The organism is Shewanella sp. SM55, from assembly GCF_025654025.1.
Taxonomy (GTDB): domain Bacteria; phylum Pseudomonadota; class Gammaproteobacteria; order Enterobacterales; family Shewanellaceae; genus Shewanella; species Shewanella oncorhynchi.
Window position 1 is genome coordinate 14,945 of sequence record NZ_JAKKRS010000018.1, and the last position, 18,231, is coordinate 33,175.

The following is an 18,231-nucleotide window of genomic DNA, read 5'->3' on the forward strand; positions in this document are numbered from 1 at the left end:
GGCGTGGGTCTGACGGCGCGCGCTGGGTTAGAAGTGGGGGTAAATCGCAGGCAATAAAAAACCGCCCGAGGGCGGTTGATGGGAATGGGGTTCCGATAGTTACTTGGCTTCGGTTGCGACTGCCAGTTGGTAAGGCTTAAAGCGGACTATCTCTTCGCCTGCCCAGTCGTTGATGGCCAGTAGTGACTGGCGAATACAATCCAGTTCGTTAGCATCAAATACCTGTGCAGCCTTGCCGGCATCACCAAAGCCGCCGGTATTGTTGGGCACAATCCCCATGAGTTGAGGCGGTACGCGGTGCGATGCCAGCTGGTCGTCACGGCTGACGTTCTTAATACTCAAAAACTCATCATTCGCGGCAACTTCTGCCACTGGGATTAATTTGATCCCATCCTTATTGCCACCTGGTGCATGCAAAAACAAGTTGCGGAAATTGCCAGGGCCTTTGCTGTTTCTTAGGGATTCACGCAGCTTGTCGACATCTTTCTCGTTCACTGTTGAGTCAGTAAGGTACATGATAAATCCAGCGTGACTGCCGTTCTCGTAGTACCGACGCCTAAACAGTGTCGCACTCTCATTCAGCAATGACGAGTTCATGCTGGCCACATAGTCGGGAATGCCATAAACCTCTTGGTTTAAGTCTGGATCCTTTACGTGAAAAATTGATGATTCAGAAAACTCCATCTCTTCGTGAAAGTTAGGCACCCACCAAAATTGATTAGGTTTAACACCTACCCGCGTGTATTTAGCCGGCGAGGCTTGATACTTCAACGCGCCACCCAAGCGATTCTTAATGACCTGCACATAGGCATTATTAAAAACCAGATAATCGAGAACAATGGCGCTGAACTCGTACAGGCTAAGCTTAGGGTGTGGAATAAAACAACTTTTTAGAATATTGCGCTTTACCTGAATCGCGCTTGCATGATGCACAGAAGCACGATAAATGCGGCTAAGGCCAGTCAATGAAAGCGGCGGCTCGTAGTATTTACCGTTAGACATGGCCTCAAGATAGTCGAAGATCTCCCGTTGGCTCAGTACTGGCATGGGGTCGCCAAAGGTAAAGGTCTCAATTCGTTGCTCTTGCGGCCCTTGCTGCTCTTGCGGTTTGGCTGCCATGGTTCGAGCCTTTCTATATTTTGCCATTAGTCGTAAATCTCCAACGTCGATGTACTGGTGCCGCTGGTATCCAGTGGCTCATTGTAAAGCGCATGCATTGCCGCCCACGCGATATCTGCGTGGCTAATTTCTTCGCTGCGAGCGGATTCATAGGTAACTTGTTTGCCGTTGGCTGTCAGGGTTTTACGAATGCTCATAAATGCCTGGGCTAGGTCGGTCCAGCCTGCGTCATATTCCAAGCGGCCTTTACTGATCACGTCATAAGCCTTGATCACCATCTGACTTTTCAGCACAGGGTTGTAGAGGAATGGCGTGACTTGAGGGAAAAACTTCTTCACCAGTTGATACACTGCCTCACCCAGTCCCGTGGTATCGATGCCGATAAAGGTCACGTTGTATTTATTGCAGATATCCTGAATCGCTTTGGCCTGTGCCTCAAAGTCCATGCCGTTCCAACGGTGTTTCTCTATCACGCGGAACTTACCGCCTGGCACTGCAGGTGGGCAGATCACAATGCAACCGGCGCTATCACCTTTGCCGCCTTTATTCGGGTCGTAACCAATCCACACTTCACGGTGCGCCAGCGGTCTTGGTGCAAAAGGCTTGTAGTCTGTCCACACTTCCCACGAGTCAACCATGCAGCGCTGCATCATCACCATAGGAAACACCGACATAGTGTCGTCGATGAACTCACACATCAGCAGGTTTGCGTATTCGTCAGGGCTGTATTCTAAGTGAATTGTATCGGGGTCGAATAAGTTGCAACCTTTGCGGATAGCATCATCGACGGTGACCACTTGACGCCACTGGCCGTCTTCACACTTGCGGCCGCTCTCTAGGGCGCGATGGCTAACATCAATCTCAATGCGATCGGCTTTAGGGCGGCCACGGTTAAACAATGTGCCAGTCCAAAACGGGTAGGCGTCGTGGGTAATCGATGACGGGGTAGAGATATAGGTTTGGCGCCACTGCGCGTGCAGTGCCATACCTGAGGCGACCTTGCGGAACTCTTGGAACTTGTGGATCCAAAAGTACTCATCCAAATACAAGTTGCCGTGGTAAGACTGAGCTGTTCTGGCATTGGTGCCCAAAAAGTACAGAATGGCACCGTTGTGCAGCACAATCGGGTCGCCCTTAAGTTCAATGCCGGTGACATCCTTCACGAACTGAATGATGTACTGCTTAAAAACATGGGCCTGCGCTTTACTGGCCGACAAAAAGATTTGGTTACGGCCCGTTACTAGTGCATCAATAATGGCTTCATGGGCAAAAAAGTACGTCGCGCCAATTTGTCTCGACTTGAGAATATTGCGTATACGCTGGGTGAGTCCTGCTGTGTACCATTCCTTTTGATAGGCAAACATCGAGCCTTGGAACGCTTCAATCAGCTTTTCCAAATCCTCTTCGCTAACATGGTTCTTCACCGGCGGCTTTTTAGGTCCAGCATTGCGGTTTTGTACGTTCGGATTGAGGTCTGCCTCATTACCGCCATTGTGATAGCGAGTAATACGGGCAATGCGCTCCATCTGCCGACCGAGTAGGTCTATCTCCTTAAAATCCTTGCCGTCTTTATCCTCTTTATTGATGAGCTGCAGCATGCGCATTTCAAGCGCAGAGTCCACCCTGTCAATGGGTTTAGCATCTTCCCAAGCATCGCGTTTTTTCCAACTCGACACGGTACTTTCAGGCAGTTGTAAATGCTGGCTAATCTCGCGGACAGCCCAGCCTTGCCAAAAAAGATTTTTGGCATATTGGCGTTGATTCTTATCTATAGAGATTTGGGGATTCAGTTTCATGGCGCCAGTGTAAATAGCCCAATACCGAAAACCCTGCTGTTTAAGCGGTATCGGTTTCCTTATACCGCCCGAAGCCCTTGCCCATCATCGCCTTGCTCTTGACCATACAGGCAGCAGTTAACAGACCTAATTCAACCCCAAAGGGCGACCAAGATGGCTAAGAAATCGAAATTTTTCCGTGTATTTACTGAAGGACATACGACCGACGGCCGAGTCGTTGAGCGTCAGTGGATCATCGATATTGTAGAAACCTATAACACAGCAAAGTATGGCGCCCGCATTTGGATGGAGCATATCCGTGGCATGACGGCAGATAGCCCATTTAAAGCCTATGGTGATGTGAGTGCGGTAAAGGCTGAGGAAGTCGATGGCAAATTAACCCTGTTTGCGCAAATTGAGCCGACAGAAGAACTGATCGCCATGAATCAGAAAAAGCAAAAAATCTATACCAGTGTTGAAATCGACCCTGACTTTGCTAAAACCGGTAAATGTTATTTAACCGGCTTGGCAGTAACAGATTCTCCTGCATCCCTTGGTACTGAAATGCTGGCGTTCTCAGCAACCTGCAAAGACAGCCCACTCTCTTCACGCAAGCAGCGCCCCGAAAACCTGTTTACCTCTGCAGTGGAAGTGGATTTTGAATTTGAAGAGGTCAGTGACGAGCTAGGACTATTTGCCAAAGTCAAAGCGCTGCTCGGTAAAAATAAGGCAGAAGCCAAAACCGACTTTGCCGACGTGCATCAGGCTGTTGAAGAAATCGCCCAAGCCGTTGCTCATGCTGAAACGCAATTTGGCACCAAAGTCACTAAAGGCATGGAAGATTTGATTAAGTTGCAGACGGATTTTAATGAGCTCAGCACTCAATTCAATGCACTCAAGGCCCAGCTTGAAAAAGAAGAGCCAACAGGCCAACGACGTTCGCCCGCAACCGGTGGCGACAACAACATGAAAACCGATTGCTAAGGAGCAAACATGCGCAATATCACTCGTACACTTTTTAATGGCTACCTTTCACAGGTTGCCACGCTTAATAGCATCGAAACGGCAACAGCTAAATTCACCGTTGCGCCAAGCGTTCAGCAAACGTTAGAAACGCGAATGCAAGAAAGCTCGCAGTTCTTGACGATGATTAACGTTGTGCCGGTCACCGAAAAGTCAGGCGAAAAATTAGGCCTTGGCGTTAGCGGTACTATTGCCGGCACGACCGACACCACCCAAAGCGATCGCCAAGCCATTGACCCAACCGATTTAGATGCACTGGGTTATGACTGTACTCAAACCAACTTCGATACGGCGCTTCGTTACGCCAAAATCGATATGTGGGCCAAGTTCCCTGATTTTCAGGCGCGCATCCGTGATGCCATTCTGAAACAGCAGGCGCTCGACCGCATCATGATTGGCTTTAACGGCACTAGCCGCGCGGCTACCTCTAACCGTACCGCCAATCCATTACTGCAAGATGTAAACATCGGCTGGTTGAAAAAAATTCGCCAGCATGCACCACAGCGCCATATGGCAGAAGTGGTTGAAGGTTCAGGTAAAATTGTCATCGGCACCGATTACGCCAACCTCGATGCCTTGGTGTACGACATGGTGAACAACATGATTGACCCATGGCACCAAGACGATACTGAGCTAGTTGTGATTTGTGGCCGCAAGCTATTGGCTGATAAGTACTTCCCGATTATCAATAAAGACAACGCCCCAACCGAAGCTATGGCCGCTGACATGATCATCAGCCAAAAACGCATTGGTGGATTAGGCGCGGTGCGTGTGCCGCATTTCCCCGCTAACGCCTTGCTGGTGACGCGCCTGGATAACTTAAGCCTTTATTGGCAAGAAGGCGCTCGCCGTCGCAGTGTGATTGATAACCCTAAACGCGACCAAATTGAAAACTACGAATCATCAAACGATGCCTATGTCGTTGAAGATTATGGCTGCACTGCGTTTGCCGAAAACATTGAGATGGGAGCATAGCCATGACATCTCCCGCCCATAAACGCTTTCATGGTGTTTTGGCGGCAGCGCGGGGAACGGATTCCCCTTTAAGCGCTCGCTCCGAAAATACCTACGAGCTCATGCTTATGCAGCTTACCGAACATCGCCGCATCTTAAAAACGGTGCAGGCGCTCGCGCGTAAGCTGCAGGCCAAATCACAGTTCTTGCCAGAATATGATGCCTATATCGATGGCACCATTAAGGGTGACAGTGGCGTGCAGGATGAAGTATTCGTGACTGTGCTGCTGTGGCATATCGACGTTGGCAACATCGACCGCGCGATAGAACTGGCCGCATACGCGCTTAAGCATGATTTGGTGATGCCAGACCGTTTTGAGCGCAATCTGGCTTGCACCATTGCCGAAGAAATTGCCGAAACCGCCGCGCGCGTGATTGAAACCGAAACTCCAGTAAAAAGTGAGCAATTAAAGGCTGTGCTTGATCTCACGGCCGAGTGCGACATGTACGACGAAGCGCGCGCTAAGCTGCTGCGTCAAATGGGGCAAGCATTTGAAGCTGAAGGCGAGTTAACCGCTGCGCTCGACGCCTATCAACAAGCATTAGCCCTAAACGATAAAGTGGGTGTGAAGAAGTTTATCGAGAAAGTCACTCGTGATCTTAAGAACGCCGACAAACAAACAACCGAAAGCACTGAGCCCTCAGAAACACAAGGCAGTGCAGGTTAACCGAGCGACCCTCGCAACCCGTGCGGCGCTGGCCAAGTAGCGTTATCCAATTTCACTACTTAAGCCAGCCCACCGCACAACCTAGCCGCAAGCAGGTAAACATGAGTTTTATCGCCCCAGCCACTAGCGCAGCACCAAGCACGATTACCAACAGCCCGTTTTGGCCTGATTTTCAGTTAGCGACATTGCGCGATGCCATGCGCCTTGATGGCACAGTGACAAACGCCCGACTTGAGCACGCAGTCATCAATGCAGCACTGCAGACAAACAGTGATCTCAAGGATTGGCGTATCGGGCAGCAAATCTTGGGCTTTGACGGTTTAGAGCAGGTGCCTGCCGAGCAAATCAACGGTCAGAGCATCTATTTGCAATTGTATTTACGTGCGGTGTACTGCCTCACCAAAGCCAATCTCATTGAGCGTTATAGCGATTTTGATAGCACGGCCAAGGGGCTAAAGGCGGGTGAAGTGCTCGGCGAGAGTGTTGACGATCTGCGCCGTGATGCGCGTTTTGCTATTCGCGACATCTTAGGCGAAAGCCATGTCACGGTGGAACTGATTTAATGAGCAGCTTGCAGGCAGTTCGCAGCATAGAGGGCGATACCGTCGATAAGATTTGTTATCGATACCTTGGGGCAACGGGTGAGATTACTGAGCAAGTGATAGACGCTAACCCGCAGCTTGCCGCCATCGGCCCTATATTGCCAAACGGTACGCTGATACTTCTTCCTGTGCAGGTGGCCGCGCCGACACAGCCAAACTTTATTCAACTATGGGATTAATGATGAGCGAGCCAATTTCAGCGACATCAGCCACATCTGCAGTCGTCACCGCCAGCGTGCTTACATTAGTGCCTGGGGCTGAGCCTGCAGTCATGATCGGCGCGTTTACAGGTGCAGTGTTGTTCATTATTTCGAATGACGCAGCGGGGAATTATCAGCGTATCGGACTGTTTATTGTGTCATTTTTGGGCGGCGTACTGTGCGCCAACTGGGCCGCAAATGCCTTGAGTGCATTACTGCCAGATGCCTTGCAGGTTAATGTGGGTATGGCGGCGCTCATTTCATCCGCCTGTGTTGTGCGCATGCTGCAGTATTTTATGAAACTCACCAATAACCCAGAAAGTTGGCTTAATGCCCTGCGTGGGCTTAGGGGGAAATGATGCTGATTATCAATGCCATTATTTGCAGTTTGATTGTGTTGCGCCTGGCTTTGTTTGTACGAACAGGGCGGCATCGAATATTCATCAGTATTTGCGCCTATCTCATCACAGTCGCCGCAGGCATTGAGGTCATTCTCACTGTGTATGGCGTCGCCACAGCGCCAAGTTATGCTGAGATATTTTTAAAAGCCACGCTTTGCATCGCCATTTTCCAAGCGCAGGGCAATGTTGCGCATCTTCTGCAACCAAACTCGAAAAAAGTTGGTAGCAGGCTAGTGCGCATTCCCCGTGCACAAACATTCAAAACCAAACATAGGTAATCGAGATGACCCTAAAAAAAGGCAGCAATGGCACGGCAGTGCGTGATTTACAACAACGGCTCAATGCCGCTGGCGCGTCATTAACGGTAGATGGTTGGTTTGGTGATGCAACCCAAAAGGCCATCGAGCAATTCCAAGACAAGCAAGACTTACCGCGCACCGGCTACGCAGGGGTAAGAACGCTGGCATTACTCGCCGGCGAAAGCCGCAGCAAGTTTATTCAGCACTCACAATTAGCTGATGCTGCAATGGTGCTAGGCGTCTCGTTTGCCGCCATGGCCAGCGTGGCAGAAGTGGAATCCAACGGCTTTGGCTTTTTCGCCTGTGGTAGGCCCACGATTTTATTTGAGCGGCACGTATTTTATCGCGAGCTATTAGAGCAAGGCGCCGCAGCGGCAGAACTGGCAGAGAAATATCCGAATATTTGCAACCCAGCCCGTGGCGGTTACACCGGCGGCAGTGGTGAGTATCAGCGCTTTGCTATTGCGTACCAGCTTAATCCAGAGGCCGCGATTTGCGCCTGCAGCTGGGGTATGTTTCAGATAATGGGCTTTCATTGGCAAGCCTTGGGATATCCGTCCCAGCAGGCTTTCAAGCAAGCCATGGATATTTCAGAGGGGGAACAGCTCAAGGCCTTAGTTAAATTTATCGAGTCGGATCCTGTGCTGCATAAGGCACTCAAAGCGCGTAAATGGGCAGAATTTGCCAAGCGCTACAACGGTCCTGCTTACAAAGAAAATGACTACGACATTAAATTAGCGCGGGCGTACCAGCAGTTTGCTGCCGCGAGCAAGCCACAGAGTGCCGATAATGTTGTCGCTGCTTAGTCGGTTTATTAAGCCATTTGCAGGTTATTTACTTGTCGCCGCCATCGGGATTGCGCTCACTATGGCGGGCGTTATTTATCAGCAACAAGAGCGACTTAGTAAGTTGCAACAGACGCAAGGTTCAATGCTGCAATCGCTGACACAAACATCACAGTCCTATTTTGACTTAAAGCAGCTATCAGCCGAAAACCAGCAAGCGCAGGCAGAGCTGCGAACGCAGCTAGCCAGCGTGAAAAGCACGAGCCAATACCGAAAAAACAAAATTGAGGAGCTAAAAAGTGAACTTAGCGATGTTAAAGCCTGGGCTGATACTTTGTTGCCTGATGCTATTCGCCGGCTGCACCAGCGCCCCGCCATTAGTGGCAGTGCAGAGTACCGTCGTTGGTTGTCCACTCGTGATCCCTTGCCTATTGCCGGCGAGCAACCCCATCAACAACCAAGGGATAAGCAGTGAGCTCGATACCTGCGAAACGGCTTGGCATGACTGCGCCGCGCAAATCGATATGATCATTGAGTGCCAGAATAAACAGAAAGCTAAGCAGCAAGCCAAAGGCTTAAGCCAGACTGAAGGGAAACGCAATGAATAAACCGGCGCAGCTGCGTGAGCTGTTATCTAGCCACGTTCCCCACTTGCAACAAAATCCTGATTGCCTGCACGTCTTCATTGAGAACGGCAACATCATCGCCACCGGGGCGGGGCAAAACCTGAGTTTTGAGTATCAATTCAACTGCGTATTAATCGTGACAGACTACGCCGCCCATGCCGATACGCTCATCGTGCCGATTTTAGGTTGGCTTGCATCGCAGCAACCAGAGCTATTATTTAACCCGGACAAGCGCGAGTCAGGGTTTAAATTCAAAGCCGAAATCATTAATCACACCACTGCCGACATCGAAATTGTGCTGGCATTAACTGAGCGAGTAAAAGTTGTTGCGGGTGATGATATGCAGCTTGAAGTGACGCACTTACCTGAGCCCGTTTTCAATGACGAAGCGATTGATTGGACACTTTACACCAATGGAATTGAAGTGCCATGGCCACCGACGATTTAAACCGACTGAATGAGTTGTTTGACGGGCTAATACAACAATTATCCCCTGCTGCGCGCAAGCAACTAAGCCGCGATATTTCAAGGCGCTTACGAGCAAGCCAGGCGCAGAGGATTAAACAAAACAATGCCCCAGACGGCTCGGCGTTTGAGGCTAGAAAGCCCCAGCCTACGTGGGCGAAAAGGCTAGGGGCTATTAAACGAAAGCTGATGTTCCAGAAAATAATCAGACAAAAATACTTAAAGGCCGAGTATTCAGCATCAGCAGCCAGTGTTGGGTTTACGGGGTTTATTTCCCGCGTAGCGACCGAGCATCAATACGGGCTTAGAGGGCGGATAAACGAGCGGATATCGGCACAATATCCAAAGCGTGAATTATTGGGCTTTACTGCCAGCGAGCTCGATATGATCGAGGAGGCTGTCATTACCCATCTTGCGCTATAACTTCCCACATACCACCCAAACCGCTAGCGGCTAGTCATACAACTGGCAACCATAGCCGCATGAACACGACCGCCGCGATTACCGAACTTACACGCCGTATCGATAACCTTTTACGTATTGGCACCGTTGCCGAAGTAAAGGGCGATTCGTGCCGCGTAAAAACAGGCGAGTTACTTACCCAGTTTCGCCCCTTTTTTACTCGCCGTGCCGGCACGGCAAAAACCAGTTGGCGCCCTACCGTTGGCGAGCAAGTGATGTTGTTATCGCTTAGCGGCGATCTAACCAACGCTTACATTCTGCCCGCGCTTTATAGCGATGAAAACCCAGAGCCTGACGATAACAACAATCGTGAACGCACTGTTTATCCAGACGGCGCGGTGATTGAGTACGATCCAGATACAAGCGCGCTTAAAGTTACCGGTATCAAAACCGCCACTGTACAGGCGAGCGAGCGGGTGACTATCGATTGCCCAAATTCGGAGTTTACGGGCAATGTGTTGGTTAAGAAAAAACTCACTGTAGAACAGGGCGCGAAGGTTACTGGGGCGATTGAACATTCAGGCAAGCTGACCAATAACGGCGGTATAGCAATCACTGGCGGCGCTAATATCGACGGTATTAATTTTGGCACCCATAAACATGGCGGTGTCGATACCGGCTCGGGCACTTCAGGAGGCCCGCAATGAGCGCCAATGAAAAATGGCAAGGTATGAATCGCTTTACTGGCCAAAGCATTAGCGAGTCGCAGCATATCAGCCAAAGTATCCAGGACATATTAACCACGCCATTAGGTTCGCGCGTGATGCGTCGAGACTATGGTAGCGCAATTTTTGAACTTATCGACCAACCCCAAAGCGCCGCGATAAAGCTGCAGATTATGGCGGCGGCAGTTATCGCGCTAACCCGTTGGGAGCCGCGTATTCGCATTACTGAGATTGAAATTATCAGTGGCGGCAACGACGGCAAAGTGCAATTCAACTTAGTGACCGACCGCATCGACACTCAACGTGCCCAATTATTCGAGGCCACCTATGGCTGAGCTCATTGACCTTTCTAAAGTTCCTGTGCCTGACATTATCCAGCCGCTGAGCTTTGAGCAGCGCTTTGCTGCGCTCAAGCAATTACTGATTGATATCGACCCCAGCTATGAAGCTGTGGTGGCGTTAGAATCGGACCCTATTGCCAAATTACTGCAGGTATTTGCTTATCGTGAAATGCACTTGGTTGCGCAAATTAATGATGCCACTCGCGGTAATATTTTAGCCTCATCAACGGGTAATAATTTGATCGCGTTAGGCTCACGTTATGACCTAGCGCCATTAGTTATCCAAGCGGGCAATCCAACTGCAGTGCCGCCAATCCCTGAAATTTTAGAGGATGAACAATCCTTTAAGCGCCGCGTGCAAATGGCGTTTGATGGCTTAAATACGGCGGGCAGTATCGACGGTTATATCTTTTTTGCGCTGGGCGCCGATGGCCGCGTGGCTGATGCCAAAGCCGTGAGTCCTGAACCCTGTGAAATGGTGGTCACCATTCTATCTATCGAGGGTAATGGCACAGCTAATAATGAGCTTCTTATTAAGGTACGTGACGTCTTTGGTATGAGTGCCGACGGTTTATCACAGTCAAATACCCCTTCAAAAGTGCGGCCGCAGGGCGATAGAGTAACTATTCAGGGCTCTGGCATTGTTAATTACAGTGTGCAAGCCGTGTTACAGCTGTTGCCGGGGCCTGATTCGCAAGTGGTGTTAGCCGCTGCGAATCAAGCGTTAGCACTCTACCAAAAGGAGCAGCGCCGTTTGGGGGCTGATATTACCCGTTCAGGAATATTTAAAGCGCTGCACCAAAGTGGCGTCAATAACGTCAATCTGATTAGCCCATCAGCTGATATCACAGTGCTTGACCATCAAGCGGCCTATTGCACCAGCGTTAATATTTCGATTGGGGGCGTAGGTGAATAATTCGGTTTCATCGTTACTACCACCCAACGCATCCCAGCTTGAGCGCGATATTGAGCAAGTGATCGCCAGCTCGCTAGATTTGCCCCTGTCTATTGCTGACCTGTGGGACCCGTTTCGCTGTCCGTTGTCATTACTGCCTTGGCTAGCGTGGGCCTACTCAGTCGATCAGTGGGCGGACAGTTGGCCTGAAAGCGTTAAGCGCCAGGTGGTTAACGATGCTTTTGGTATCCATCGATTTAAAGGTACTCCATACGCGGTGCAACGGGCACTTAATAGCTTAGGCATTAAGACCAATATCCTCGAATGGTGGGAAAGCGCTGGCAGCAATGTGCGCGGCACCATGAAAGTGCTCGCGTTAGTTAACGACAATATCACTGACGAAAATGAAGGATTGATCACGGCCAAAATGCTCGCCATGGTGACCGAGGCGATCAGCAATTCTAAGCGCGGTTCGATCCATTTTGATGTTGAGCTCGGCATCTCATTCGAAGAGTCGCTTACTGTCGCGGCAGGCATTAGCCCTAGCGTGGGCATATCAGATATCGATGCCGATTCTAATGGCGTTCGCCCTGATAGTGTTATTGCCTTAGCTGGCATATTTGGCATCGAGCATCGTATTGACTGCATCGATACCAATTACCAGTTATCTCCTGTGCTACCTGACGAATTGTTATTTACCCACAAGCTTGCGGCGGTGTCGCATCAACTAATCATCTCTGAACACGAATTAACGGGAGTTGTGTAATGGCACTAACACTGCAATTTACTGAAGCTGGCCTTGCCGCTTGCTTGTCAGCAAAAGACAAAGGGATGAGAGCCGAGATCACTCACATGGCGTTTGGCTCAAACGCCTATACGCCCTCTAAAACCCAAACCAGCTTGAGCGCTGAAAAAGAGCGTATTGCCATTTCTGACTATCAAGATGGCGGTAAGAGTCTGCGGATGGCTGGCGTATTTGATGGCGCGCTAGAGTACGCCATCAAAGAGATAGGGTTTTACATTGGCACTACTTTGCTTGGCGTATACAGCGCACCAAATAAGACACTGGGCTACCGAACCCCAGCTGTAAAAGTCGTGCAGTGGTTTACGTTAAATATTGAGGCGCTGCCAACAGACAGCATCACAGTGGTAGTGGGCGCTGAAAACCTTAACCTGATTTTAGACAAAGAGTTTATCGCGGGCTGTACGGCATTTTTACAAAATGCGGCGGCAGTTATTAAAAATGCTCACTGGAACATGCAACTCAGTGAGCGCATTAGACAAGTAGAGGGATAATTATGAGCTCGATTGCTGAAGAAATTGCGGGGCTAAAAGTCGCGTCCGCAACACAAACTGCCGCATCACAGGCGTTATCGCAAGAAGTCGCTGGCAAGATGGCGGCTATCGATAAAAAAACCAATGACTCCATTGCTAAGGTTGAATCAACCTACGACCAAAAAGCGGCCGGACTGACCATTATCGCCACCGACGGCTACAAAAAAGCTATCGAGCACAATTCCGGCGGTCGCAATACCGTGGTGTACGACGCTCAGGGTAACCCTAACATTATGTGCGTTATCCCGCGCTTCAATATTGAAGACCTAGGGCTGGTTGGCTTAAACCTTGGCACTGGGGTTCACCCTGCGTTCCAAACTAACGGCGTACCCCGCGGCGAGATATTAATCGGCAAGTATTTGGCCTCAGCCGCCGCCAATGGTAGCGCAGTCATTGGTGGCGTACAGCCGCGCACATCCGTTAACTACGATGTAGCCAAAGAGCTGTGTACGCGCAAAGGCGCAAATTGGCACATGATGTCAGTGCATGAATGGGCAGCTATTGCGTTGTGGTCCCTTGCTAATGGAACTGTGCCGCGCGGCAACACAAACTATGGGCGCTCGCACGAGAAAAAATGGGAAACCGCGCGCCGCTCTGATAATGGTGCACCTGGGGACGTAAGCGGTACAGGTAGAACGGACACGGGCAAAGGGCCATCTACTTGGAATCATGACCATACAAATTTTGGTGTGTGTGATTTAGTGGGCAACGTTTGGGAATGGTTAGATCAATTTAAGCTAGACGATGGCCAGATTATTACCACGCTGGACAATAACCCTGCAGTGGCTGAAGCAAACTGGCACAAACACGCTGCTTATTTTGATTCACCTACTGATAACCAAACCGGCGCGGGCAGCGCTGGCGCGCCAATCCTCAGTAATGCGGTGACTAAGCGCAACGGTCCTATGAATGACGATTCAAACGATTACCCATACTTAACCGCCTCGCACTTTGCTGCCATCACTAAAGCAGTGAGCTACGTGCCTAACGAGCTATTGCGCAAGCTGTTAATTGAATCGGCCACCACATCAACGGTCGGGGGTTACATTTCCGCGAGAAACTACGGTGACCGGTTCCCTATCCGCGGTGGCTACTGGGGCGACGGCACGGACGCCGGGCTGGGTGCGCTCGGCTTGCTCTATCCGCGCTCGTTTGCGTACTACAGCGTCGGTTTCCGTCCAGCTTTCTTTGTGTAGTGAAGCCTGAATCTTTGTGTGCTGCGCGATAGCGCAGCTGTTCTCTTACTCTTGGAGGCAGATTGACCGCCTTACTTATTGAAGATAAATGCCGAGAAATGTTGTTGTACGGCTATCAAGCATTGAAGCAGTTTCCTAAACATGAAACACATGTACTGGGCGCTGAAATTCGTTTGTCTATGCTGCAATTGCAGCGTTTAGTTATCACAGCTTTTAAACGTTATCACAAAAAGACCACGCTCACCGATCTCGACATTGAGTTGGCCATTCTGAAGCGACAGGTTCGACTGGCAAAAGACTTGCGCTATGTCGATCTTAAAAAGTATCAGATATGGATAGAAAAACTCGTTGAGATAGGTCGCATGATAGGCGGTTGGATAAAGTCTGTTAAAACCAAACAACAGGCGATTGCATTATGAATATGCGGGACCGGTTCCCTATCCGCGGTGGCAACTGGAACAACGGCACGAACGCCGGACTGGGTGCGCTCAACTTGAACAATCCGCGCTCGAATGCGAACAACAACATCGGTTTCCGTCCAGCTCTTGATTACGCCAGAAGCAAACATCCTACGGGATGCTGCCAGTGCAACAATGAAAAGGATGCAGTCGCCTCAGCTATTGCTGAAACAAAAATTAAGCCGATTGATGCGTCAATAGGCTGCTCTTTTGAGCAAATTTACAGCTTTGAAAATATCTTGAATGCGGCTTACCAATGTCGCAGGGGTAAAACAAAAGCCAATGCAACACTGGCATTCTTCAATCATCTTGAAGAGAACGTTATTCAAATTCAAAACGAGTTAATGTGGGGTATGTATGAAATGTCGCCATACCATCACTTTTATGTCTTTGAGCCAAAGCGTAGATTAATCTCGGCGCCACATTTTAAAGACAGGGTGGTGCATCGTGCGATTTACAACATCATAGAGCCGCTTTTTGACCAGCAGTATATTCACGACTCTTACGCCTGCAGGCGCAATAAAGGGACGCATAAAGGCGCTGATAGAGCGCAGCTTTTTATCAAGCGTGTGGAGCAAAAACACGGCAAAGCTTATGCACTTAAGGCGGACATTAGTCGTTATTTTTCTAGCATTGATCACCACATTCTTAAATCGCTGCTTAATGCAAAAATACAATGTGAGCGCACCAAAGCGTTGCTGTTTTATATCATTGACAATAGCCCGAGTGATGCGCTCGGCGTAGGCATTCCTCTGGGTAATCTAACAAGCCAGATATTTGCCAACATCTATCTTAATGAGCTTGATAGATTTGTTAAGCACAATCTAAAGGCGAAAAACTACGTGCGCTATATGGATGACTTTGTCATCGTGCACCAGGATAAAACCAAGCTCCATGCGTGGAGGCATGAGATAGAAACATTTTTGCATCAACATCTCAGGCTCAAAACTAACAGTAAGACGCAAGTTTTTCCCATTTCAACCAGTCAAGGTAGAAGCTTAGATTTTCTGGGGTATCGAATTTACTCCGGCCATAGGCTATTAAGAAAGTGCAGCGTCAATCGAATAAAAGCCAAGCTAAAGCAGTTCCATAGGAAGTTTGGTGAAGGCGAGATCAATCTAGTGGAGATAAAGCAAACTATCCAATCATGGCTAGGACACGCAAGCCATGCCAATACTTACAACCTAAAAAAGGCTTTGCTTAGCAAGCCGTTCAGGAGAAACAGCAATGAATGAAAAATTCACTTATTTATTTAACGGCGTATCGCACACTGATGTGTCGCGTGAATACATGAACAACTTAGGCATGAGCACTGAGCAGGTTAATTCTGTGCTCGCTCAGCGTGACTTTGAATTGTCGCAAAACATCGAAAAACGTAAGGCTGCGTATCGAGAAGAGTCAGACCCGCTTTATATGGAGTGGCAATACGACCAAACGCCAGAAAGCGAGCAACATTGGCGCGATAAAGTGGTCGAGATCAAGCAGCGCTATCCTGTCGCTACTGATGAATGATCAGAGGTTTTTAGGTCAATAAACGACTCTTACCACTCAAACCAGTAGCACCGCTCCGGTGTGCTCTGCAAGCTTAGCCCTGCTTAGTTTTGCAAAACCCACAGCACCGGAGCTTATTATGGATTATCACCACGGGGTCCGCGTCATTGAAGTCAATGATGGCACCCGAACTATTCGTACAGTATCAACCTCAGTTATCGGCATTGTCTGCACCGCCAGCGATGCTGATGCAACACTATTCCCGCTAAACACCCCAGTATTGCTAACCAATGTTATGCAAGCCATTGGTAAAGCAGGCACCTTAGGTACGTTAAAACCCACGCTAGAAGCCATTGCCGCTCAAGTGAATACACTTACCGTTGTGGTACGTGTTGAGCAGGGGGCGGATGAAACAGCCACAACGGCGAATATTGTCGGCACTGTAACCCCACAAGGGCAGTATACCGGCCTTAAAGCATTGCTGGCTGCACAGTCATTATTGGGCGTTAAGCCTCGCATTGTTGGCACTCCAGGATTAGACACCTTGCCAGTTGCCACAGAACTTGCTGCGACGGCTAAAAAGCTGCGCGCCTTTGCCTATATCAGCGCCTATGGCTGCGCCACCAAAGAAGAAGCCGTGGCTTACCGTGAAAACTTTGGCGATCGTGAAGTGATGATCATTTGGCCTGAGTTTGTTGCCTTTGATACCGTTGCCGCCGCAAGTGTAAACGCGACAGCGACCGCTCGCGCATTAGGTTTACGCGCACGTATCGACAAAGAAGTCGGTTGGCACAAAACCCTATCGAACGTCACCGTTAGCGGTGTTACCGGTTTAAGCAAACCCGTGTACTGGGACTTGCAGGATCCTTCTACTGATGCTGGCTACCTAAACAGCAACGACATTACCACCTTGATTAACCAATCAGGTTTCCGTTTTTGGGGCTCGCGTACCTGTTCGGAAGATCCCTTATTCCAGTTTGAAAACTACACCCGCACCGCACAAGTGTTGGCTGACACCATTGCTGACGCACACATGTGGGCCGTTGATAAGCCAATGACCCCCACATTGGTTAAAGACATCATTGAAGGTATTAACGCTAAGTTCCGCGAGCTGAAAGGCCTTGGCTATATCGTCGATGGACAAGCCTGGTACAGCGAAGACGTTAACGACGTCAGCACGATTAAGGCCGGTAAGTTGTATATCGATTACGACTATACCCCAGTGCCTCCGTTGGAAGATTTAACCTTCCGTCAAAAAATTACCGACCGTTATTTGGTCGACTTCGCGTCCGCAGTCGCTGCGGCCTAAGGATAACCCATGGCTTTACCAAGAAAACTCAAGCACCTGAACCTATTCGGTGATGGTCAAAACTGGATAGGTGTGGCGGAAGAATTTACCCCCGCCAAACTAAGCCGCAAATTTGAAAAATACCGTGGCGGCGGCATGCCAGGTGCGGCTGATATCGATATGGGGCTGGATGATGATGCCTTAGGTGTCGAATTCACCTTAGGCGGCTATGAAGCCCAGCTCGTTAAGCAGATGTCGGCCAGCAAGATTGACGGTGTTCAGCTGCGTTTTGCGGGTTCATTCCAGCGCGACGACACCGGTGAAGTGCAAGCCGTCGAAATCGTATGCCGTGGCCGTTACAAAGAGCTTGATCGCGGCAGTTACAAAACCGGCGACAACAGCCAAACCAAAGCCACTATGACGTGCACTTACTACAAAGAAACGGCAGGCGGCGAAGTGCTTGTTGAAGTTGATACCGTTAACGGCATTGAGATCATCAATGGCGTCGACATGATGGCAGAACACCGCAAAGCCATCGGGTTATAACTCGGGCTTAAAGCGTCAATACCAATTTTAGCCCGCAATACATAGCCGTATGCGGGCATTTTTTAATTAGACGGCACCGGGCATCCTGCCCTCTAGCCGCATTCAGGTCATCCTGACCATAACAGAGAGTCTAATCATGTCAGAAACAACTCATAAAACCGTCACTTTAGATAACGCTATTACTCGTGGCAAAGAAGAGATCACCGCCATTCAACTGCGCAAACCTAAAACGGGTGAACTGCGCGGCCTCAATGTAGTGGATATTCTCAACATGGATGTAAATGCCATGTCGAATTTACTGCCGCGTATCAGCTCACCCGTACTCACTAAAGAAGAAGTGCAAGACCTTGCACCAGAAGACTTTGTGCAGCTAGCGGGAGAAGTCACCAGTTTTTTGATCCCAAAGAAAATGCGCTAGCCCTCCCAAGCTGCGTAGATGACACCATGGCAGACATTGCCATGGTGTTCCACTGGCCGCCCAGTGAAATGTACGCCATGGAGATTAATGAGTTAATGCGTTGGCACGAGAAAGCCATATCCCGCTGGAACCTGCAACACCCCCCATCAAAGTGAGGCC

Annotated in this window: 26 protein-coding genes and 1 pseudogene; 25 read left to right on the forward strand and 2 right to left on the reverse strand. The window is 49.6% G+C overall.

What is annotated here, in order from left to right; genetic code table 11:
- Positions 1–99: 99 nt before the first annotated feature.
- Entirely contained in the window at positions 100–1,146 is a 1,047-nt protein-coding gene (locus L5L91_RS19190) for a phage portal protein (RefSeq protein ID WP_263203889.1), read from the reverse strand.
- Positions 1,146–2,915: a terminase ATPase subunit family protein gene (locus L5L91_RS19195; protein ID WP_411569180.1), complete on the reverse strand. Its 1,770-nt coding sequence runs from the start codon at positions 2,913–2,915 to the stop codon at positions 1,146–1,148. Before L5L91_RS19195 ends, L5L91_RS19190 begins: the two co-directional genes overlap by 1 nt.
- Before the next feature lie 153 nt (positions 2,916–3,068).
- On the opposite strand from L5L91_RS19195, the gene L5L91_RS19200 reads away from it, so the two are divergent.
- From L5L91_RS19200 to L5L91_RS19315, 25 genes and pseudogenes are all read left to right on the forward strand, one after another.
- The gene (locus L5L91_RS19200) at positions 3,069–3,878 is read left to right on the forward strand and encodes a GPO family capsid scaffolding protein (RefSeq protein ID WP_263203887.1); all 810 of its coding nucleotides are present in this window, start codon (positions 3,069–3,071) and stop codon (positions 3,876–3,878) included.
- Between the two features lie 9 nt (positions 3,879–3,887).
- Complete coding sequence (locus L5L91_RS19205; RefSeq protein WP_263203886.1) at positions 3,888–4,892, forward strand: phage major capsid protein, P2 family; 1,005 nt, start codon at positions 3,888–3,890, stop codon at positions 4,890–4,892.
- A 2-nt stretch (positions 4,893–4,894) separates the two neighbouring features.
- Positions 4,895–5,599 carry a phage terminase small subunit gene (gene gpM, locus L5L91_RS19210; RefSeq protein ID WP_263203885.1) on the forward strand — a complete coding sequence of 235 codons (705 nt, stop codon included), beginning with the start codon at positions 4,895–4,897 and terminating at the stop codon, positions 5,597–5,599.
- A gap of 101 nt (positions 5,600–5,700) precedes the next feature.
- Complete coding sequence (locus tag L5L91_RS19215) at positions 5,701–6,162, forward strand: head completion/stabilization protein (RefSeq protein ID WP_263203884.1); 462 nt, start codon at positions 5,701–5,703, stop codon at positions 6,160–6,162.
- Positions 6,162–6,380: a tail protein X gene (locus tag L5L91_RS19220; protein ID WP_263203883.1), complete on the forward strand. Its 219-nt coding sequence runs from the start codon at positions 6,162–6,164 to the stop codon at positions 6,378–6,380. The genes L5L91_RS19215 and L5L91_RS19220 overlap by 1 nt, the downstream gene beginning before the upstream one ends.
- Before the next feature lie 2 nt (positions 6,381–6,382).
- Positions 6,383–6,760 carry a putative holin gene (locus L5L91_RS19225; RefSeq protein ID WP_012197334.1) on the forward strand — a complete coding sequence of 126 codons (378 nt, stop codon included), beginning with the start codon at positions 6,383–6,385 and terminating at the stop codon, positions 6,758–6,760.
- The gene (locus L5L91_RS19230) at positions 6,760–7,080 is read left to right on the forward strand and encodes a phage holin family protein (protein WP_263203882.1); all 321 of its coding nucleotides are present in this window, start codon (positions 6,760–6,762) and stop codon (positions 7,078–7,080) included. The genes L5L91_RS19225 and L5L91_RS19230 overlap by 1 nt, the downstream gene beginning before the upstream one ends.
- A 5-nt stretch (positions 7,081–7,085) precedes the next feature.
- A complete protein-coding gene (locus tag L5L91_RS19235; RefSeq protein WP_263203881.1) occupies positions 7,086–7,907 on the forward strand; it encodes an N-acetylmuramidase family protein in 822 nt (273 codons plus the stop codon).
- Positions 7,891–8,361 carry an Rz-like lysis system protein LysB gene (gene lysB, locus L5L91_RS19240; RefSeq protein WP_263203880.1) on the forward strand — a complete coding sequence of 157 codons (471 nt, stop codon included), beginning with the start codon at positions 7,891–7,893 and terminating at the stop codon, positions 8,359–8,361. The genes L5L91_RS19235 and lysB overlap by 17 nt, the downstream gene beginning before the upstream one ends.
- Positions 8,261–8,494: pseudogene (lysC, locus tag L5L91_RS22755) on the forward strand (Rz1-like lysis system protein LysC); the annotation flags it as partial. The gene lysB and the pseudogene lysC, both read left to right, overlap by 101 nt.
- Positions 8,487–8,960 carry a phage tail protein gene (locus L5L91_RS19245; protein ID WP_014358033.1) on the forward strand — a complete coding sequence of 158 codons (474 nt, stop codon included), beginning with the start codon at positions 8,487–8,489 and terminating at the stop codon, positions 8,958–8,960. The pseudogene lysC and the gene L5L91_RS19245, both read left to right, overlap by 8 nt.
- Positions 8,942–9,400, forward strand: a complete 459-nt coding sequence (locus tag L5L91_RS19250) for a phage virion morphogenesis protein (protein WP_263203879.1) — start codon at positions 8,942–8,944, stop codon at positions 9,398–9,400. Before L5L91_RS19245 ends, L5L91_RS19250 begins: the two co-directional genes overlap by 19 nt.
- 59 nt (positions 9,401–9,459) lie before the next feature.
- Entirely contained in the window at positions 9,460–10,086 is a 627-nt protein-coding gene (locus L5L91_RS19255) for a phage baseplate assembly protein V (RefSeq protein ID WP_263203877.1), read from the forward strand.
- Entirely contained in the window at positions 10,083–10,439 is a 357-nt protein-coding gene (locus tag L5L91_RS19260; protein WP_012197325.1) for a GPW/gp25 family protein, read from the forward strand. Before L5L91_RS19255 ends, L5L91_RS19260 begins: the two co-directional genes overlap by 4 nt.
- A complete protein-coding gene (locus tag L5L91_RS19265) occupies positions 10,432–11,361 on the forward strand; it encodes a baseplate J/gp47 family protein (protein WP_259590708.1) in 930 nt (309 codons plus the stop codon). Before L5L91_RS19260 ends, L5L91_RS19265 begins: the two co-directional genes overlap by 8 nt.
- Positions 11,354–12,106: a phage tail protein I gene (locus L5L91_RS19270; protein ID WP_263203875.1), complete on the forward strand. Its 753-nt coding sequence runs from the start codon at positions 11,354–11,356 to the stop codon at positions 12,104–12,106. Before L5L91_RS19265 ends, L5L91_RS19270 begins: the two co-directional genes overlap by 8 nt.
- Positions 12,106–12,636 (forward strand): hypothetical protein, encoded by a 531-nt coding sequence (locus L5L91_RS19275; RefSeq protein ID WP_263203873.1) that lies wholly within the window; start codon positions 12,106–12,108, stop codon positions 12,634–12,636. Before L5L91_RS19270 ends, L5L91_RS19275 begins: the two co-directional genes overlap by 1 nt.
- Positions 12,637–12,638: 2 nt before the next feature.
- Positions 12,639–13,871: a formylglycine-generating enzyme family protein gene (locus L5L91_RS19280; protein WP_263203871.1), complete on the forward strand. Its 1,233-nt coding sequence runs from the start codon at positions 12,639–12,641 to the stop codon at positions 13,869–13,871.
- A gap of 62 nt (positions 13,872–13,933) precedes the next feature.
- Positions 13,934–14,290, forward strand: a complete 357-nt coding sequence (gene avd, locus L5L91_RS19285; protein WP_263192448.1) for a diversity-generating retroelement protein Avd — start codon at positions 13,934–13,936, stop codon at positions 14,288–14,290.
- Positions 14,287–15,564: an RNA-directed DNA polymerase gene (locus L5L91_RS19290; RefSeq protein WP_263203870.1), complete on the forward strand. Its 1,278-nt coding sequence runs from the start codon at positions 14,287–14,289 to the stop codon at positions 15,562–15,564. The genes avd and L5L91_RS19290 overlap by 4 nt, the downstream gene beginning before the upstream one ends.
- Positions 15,557–15,841, forward strand: a complete 285-nt coding sequence (locus L5L91_RS19295) for a hypothetical protein (protein ID WP_263203869.1) — start codon at positions 15,557–15,559, stop codon at positions 15,839–15,841. The genes L5L91_RS19290 and L5L91_RS19295 overlap by 8 nt, the downstream gene beginning before the upstream one ends.
- A 115-nt stretch (positions 15,842–15,956) precedes the next feature.
- On the forward strand, positions 15,957–17,129 hold the full coding sequence (locus L5L91_RS19300) for a phage tail sheath protein (protein WP_263203919.1): 1,173 nt from the start codon (positions 15,957–15,959) through the stop codon (positions 17,127–17,129).
- Between the two features lie 9 nt (positions 17,130–17,138).
- On the forward strand, positions 17,139–17,654 hold the full coding sequence (locus L5L91_RS19305) for a phage major tail tube protein (protein ID WP_014358024.1): 516 nt from the start codon (positions 17,139–17,141) through the stop codon (positions 17,652–17,654).
- A gap of 136 nt (positions 17,655–17,790) precedes the next feature.
- Positions 17,791–18,072, forward strand: a complete 282-nt coding sequence (locus tag L5L91_RS19310) for a phage tail assembly protein (protein ID WP_012197317.1) — start codon at positions 17,791–17,793, stop codon at positions 18,070–18,072.
- Positions 18,073–18,098: 26 nt separating this feature from the next.
- Positions 18,099–18,227 (forward strand): GpE family phage tail protein, encoded by a 129-nt coding sequence (locus tag L5L91_RS19315; RefSeq protein WP_012197316.1) that lies wholly within the window; start codon positions 18,099–18,101, stop codon positions 18,225–18,227.
- The last annotated feature ends 4 nt before the right edge of the window (positions 18,228–18,231 follow it).

What these genes read in the sequence shown, in the direction of transcription:
- L5L91_RS19215 (WP_263203884.1), top strand. Translation starts at nt 5,701, where the DNA reads ATGAGTTTTATCGCCCCAGCCACTAGCGCAGCACCAAGCACGATTACC.
- L5L91_RS19200 (WP_263203887.1), top strand. Translation starts at nt 3,069, where the DNA reads ATGGCTAAGAAATCGAAATTTTTCCGTGTATTTACTGAAGGACATACG.
- L5L91_RS19255 (WP_263203877.1), top strand. Translation starts at nt 9,460, where the DNA reads ATGAACACGACCGCCGCGATTACCGAACTTACACGCCGTATCGATAAC.
- L5L91_RS19220 (WP_263203883.1), top strand. Translation starts at nt 6,162, where the DNA reads ATGAGCAGCTTGCAGGCAGTTCGCAGCATAGAGGGCGATACCGTCGAT.
- L5L91_RS19275 (WP_263203873.1), top strand. Translation starts at nt 12,106, where the DNA reads ATGGCACTAACACTGCAATTTACTGAAGCTGGCCTTGCCGCTTGCTTG.
- L5L91_RS19280 (WP_263203871.1), top strand. Translation starts at nt 12,639, where the DNA reads ATGAGCTCGATTGCTGAAGAAATTGCGGGGCTAAAAGTCGCGTCCGCA.
- lysB (WP_263203880.1), top strand. Translation starts at nt 7,891, where the DNA reads ATGTTGTCGCTGCTTAGTCGGTTTATTAAGCCATTTGCAGGTTATTTA.
- gpM (WP_263203885.1), top strand. Translation starts at nt 4,895, where the DNA reads ATGACATCTCCCGCCCATAAACGCTTTCATGGTGTTTTGGCGGCAGCG.
- L5L91_RS19260 (WP_012197325.1), top strand. Translation starts at nt 10,083, where the DNA reads ATGAGCGCCAATGAAAAATGGCAAGGTATGAATCGCTTTACTGGCCAA.
- L5L91_RS19295 (WP_263203869.1), top strand. Translation starts at nt 15,557, where the DNA reads ATGAATGAAAAATTCACTTATTTATTTAACGGCGTATCGCACACTGAT.
- L5L91_RS19245 (WP_014358033.1), top strand. Translation starts at nt 8,487, where the DNA reads ATGAATAAACCGGCGCAGCTGCGTGAGCTGTTATCTAGCCACGTTCCC.
- L5L91_RS19315 (WP_012197316.1), top strand. Translation starts at nt 18,099, where the DNA reads ATGGCAGACATTGCCATGGTGTTCCACTGGCCGCCCAGTGAAATGTAC.
- L5L91_RS19265 (WP_259590708.1), top strand. Translation starts at nt 10,432, where the DNA reads ATGGCTGAGCTCATTGACCTTTCTAAAGTTCCTGTGCCTGACATTATC.
- L5L91_RS19195 (WP_411569180.1), bottom strand. Translation starts at nt 2,915, where the DNA reads ATGAAACTGAATCCCCAAATCTCTATAGATAAGAATCAACGCCAATAT.
- L5L91_RS19290 (WP_263203870.1), top strand. Translation starts at nt 14,287, where the DNA reads ATGAATATGCGGGACCGGTTCCCTATCCGCGGTGGCAACTGGAACAAC.
- L5L91_RS19250 (WP_263203879.1), top strand. Translation starts at nt 8,942, where the DNA reads ATGGCCACCGACGATTTAAACCGACTGAATGAGTTGTTTGACGGGCTA.
- L5L91_RS19205 (WP_263203886.1), top strand. Translation starts at nt 3,888, where the DNA reads ATGCGCAATATCACTCGTACACTTTTTAATGGCTACCTTTCACAGGTT.
- L5L91_RS19305 (WP_014358024.1), top strand. Translation starts at nt 17,139, where the DNA reads ATGGCTTTACCAAGAAAACTCAAGCACCTGAACCTATTCGGTGATGGT.
- L5L91_RS19190 (WP_263203889.1), bottom strand. Translation starts at nt 1,146, where the DNA reads ATGGCAAAATATAGAAAGGCTCGAACCATGGCAGCCAAACCGCAAGAG.
- L5L91_RS19310 (WP_012197317.1), top strand. Translation starts at nt 17,791, where the DNA reads ATGTCAGAAACAACTCATAAAACCGTCACTTTAGATAACGCTATTACT.
- L5L91_RS19225 (WP_012197334.1), top strand. Translation starts at nt 6,383, where the DNA reads ATGAGCGAGCCAATTTCAGCGACATCAGCCACATCTGCAGTCGTCACC.
- L5L91_RS19235 (WP_263203881.1), top strand. Translation starts at nt 7,086, where the DNA reads ATGACCCTAAAAAAAGGCAGCAATGGCACGGCAGTGCGTGATTTACAA.
- L5L91_RS19230 (WP_263203882.1), top strand. Translation starts at nt 6,760, where the DNA reads ATGCTGATTATCAATGCCATTATTTGCAGTTTGATTGTGTTGCGCCTG.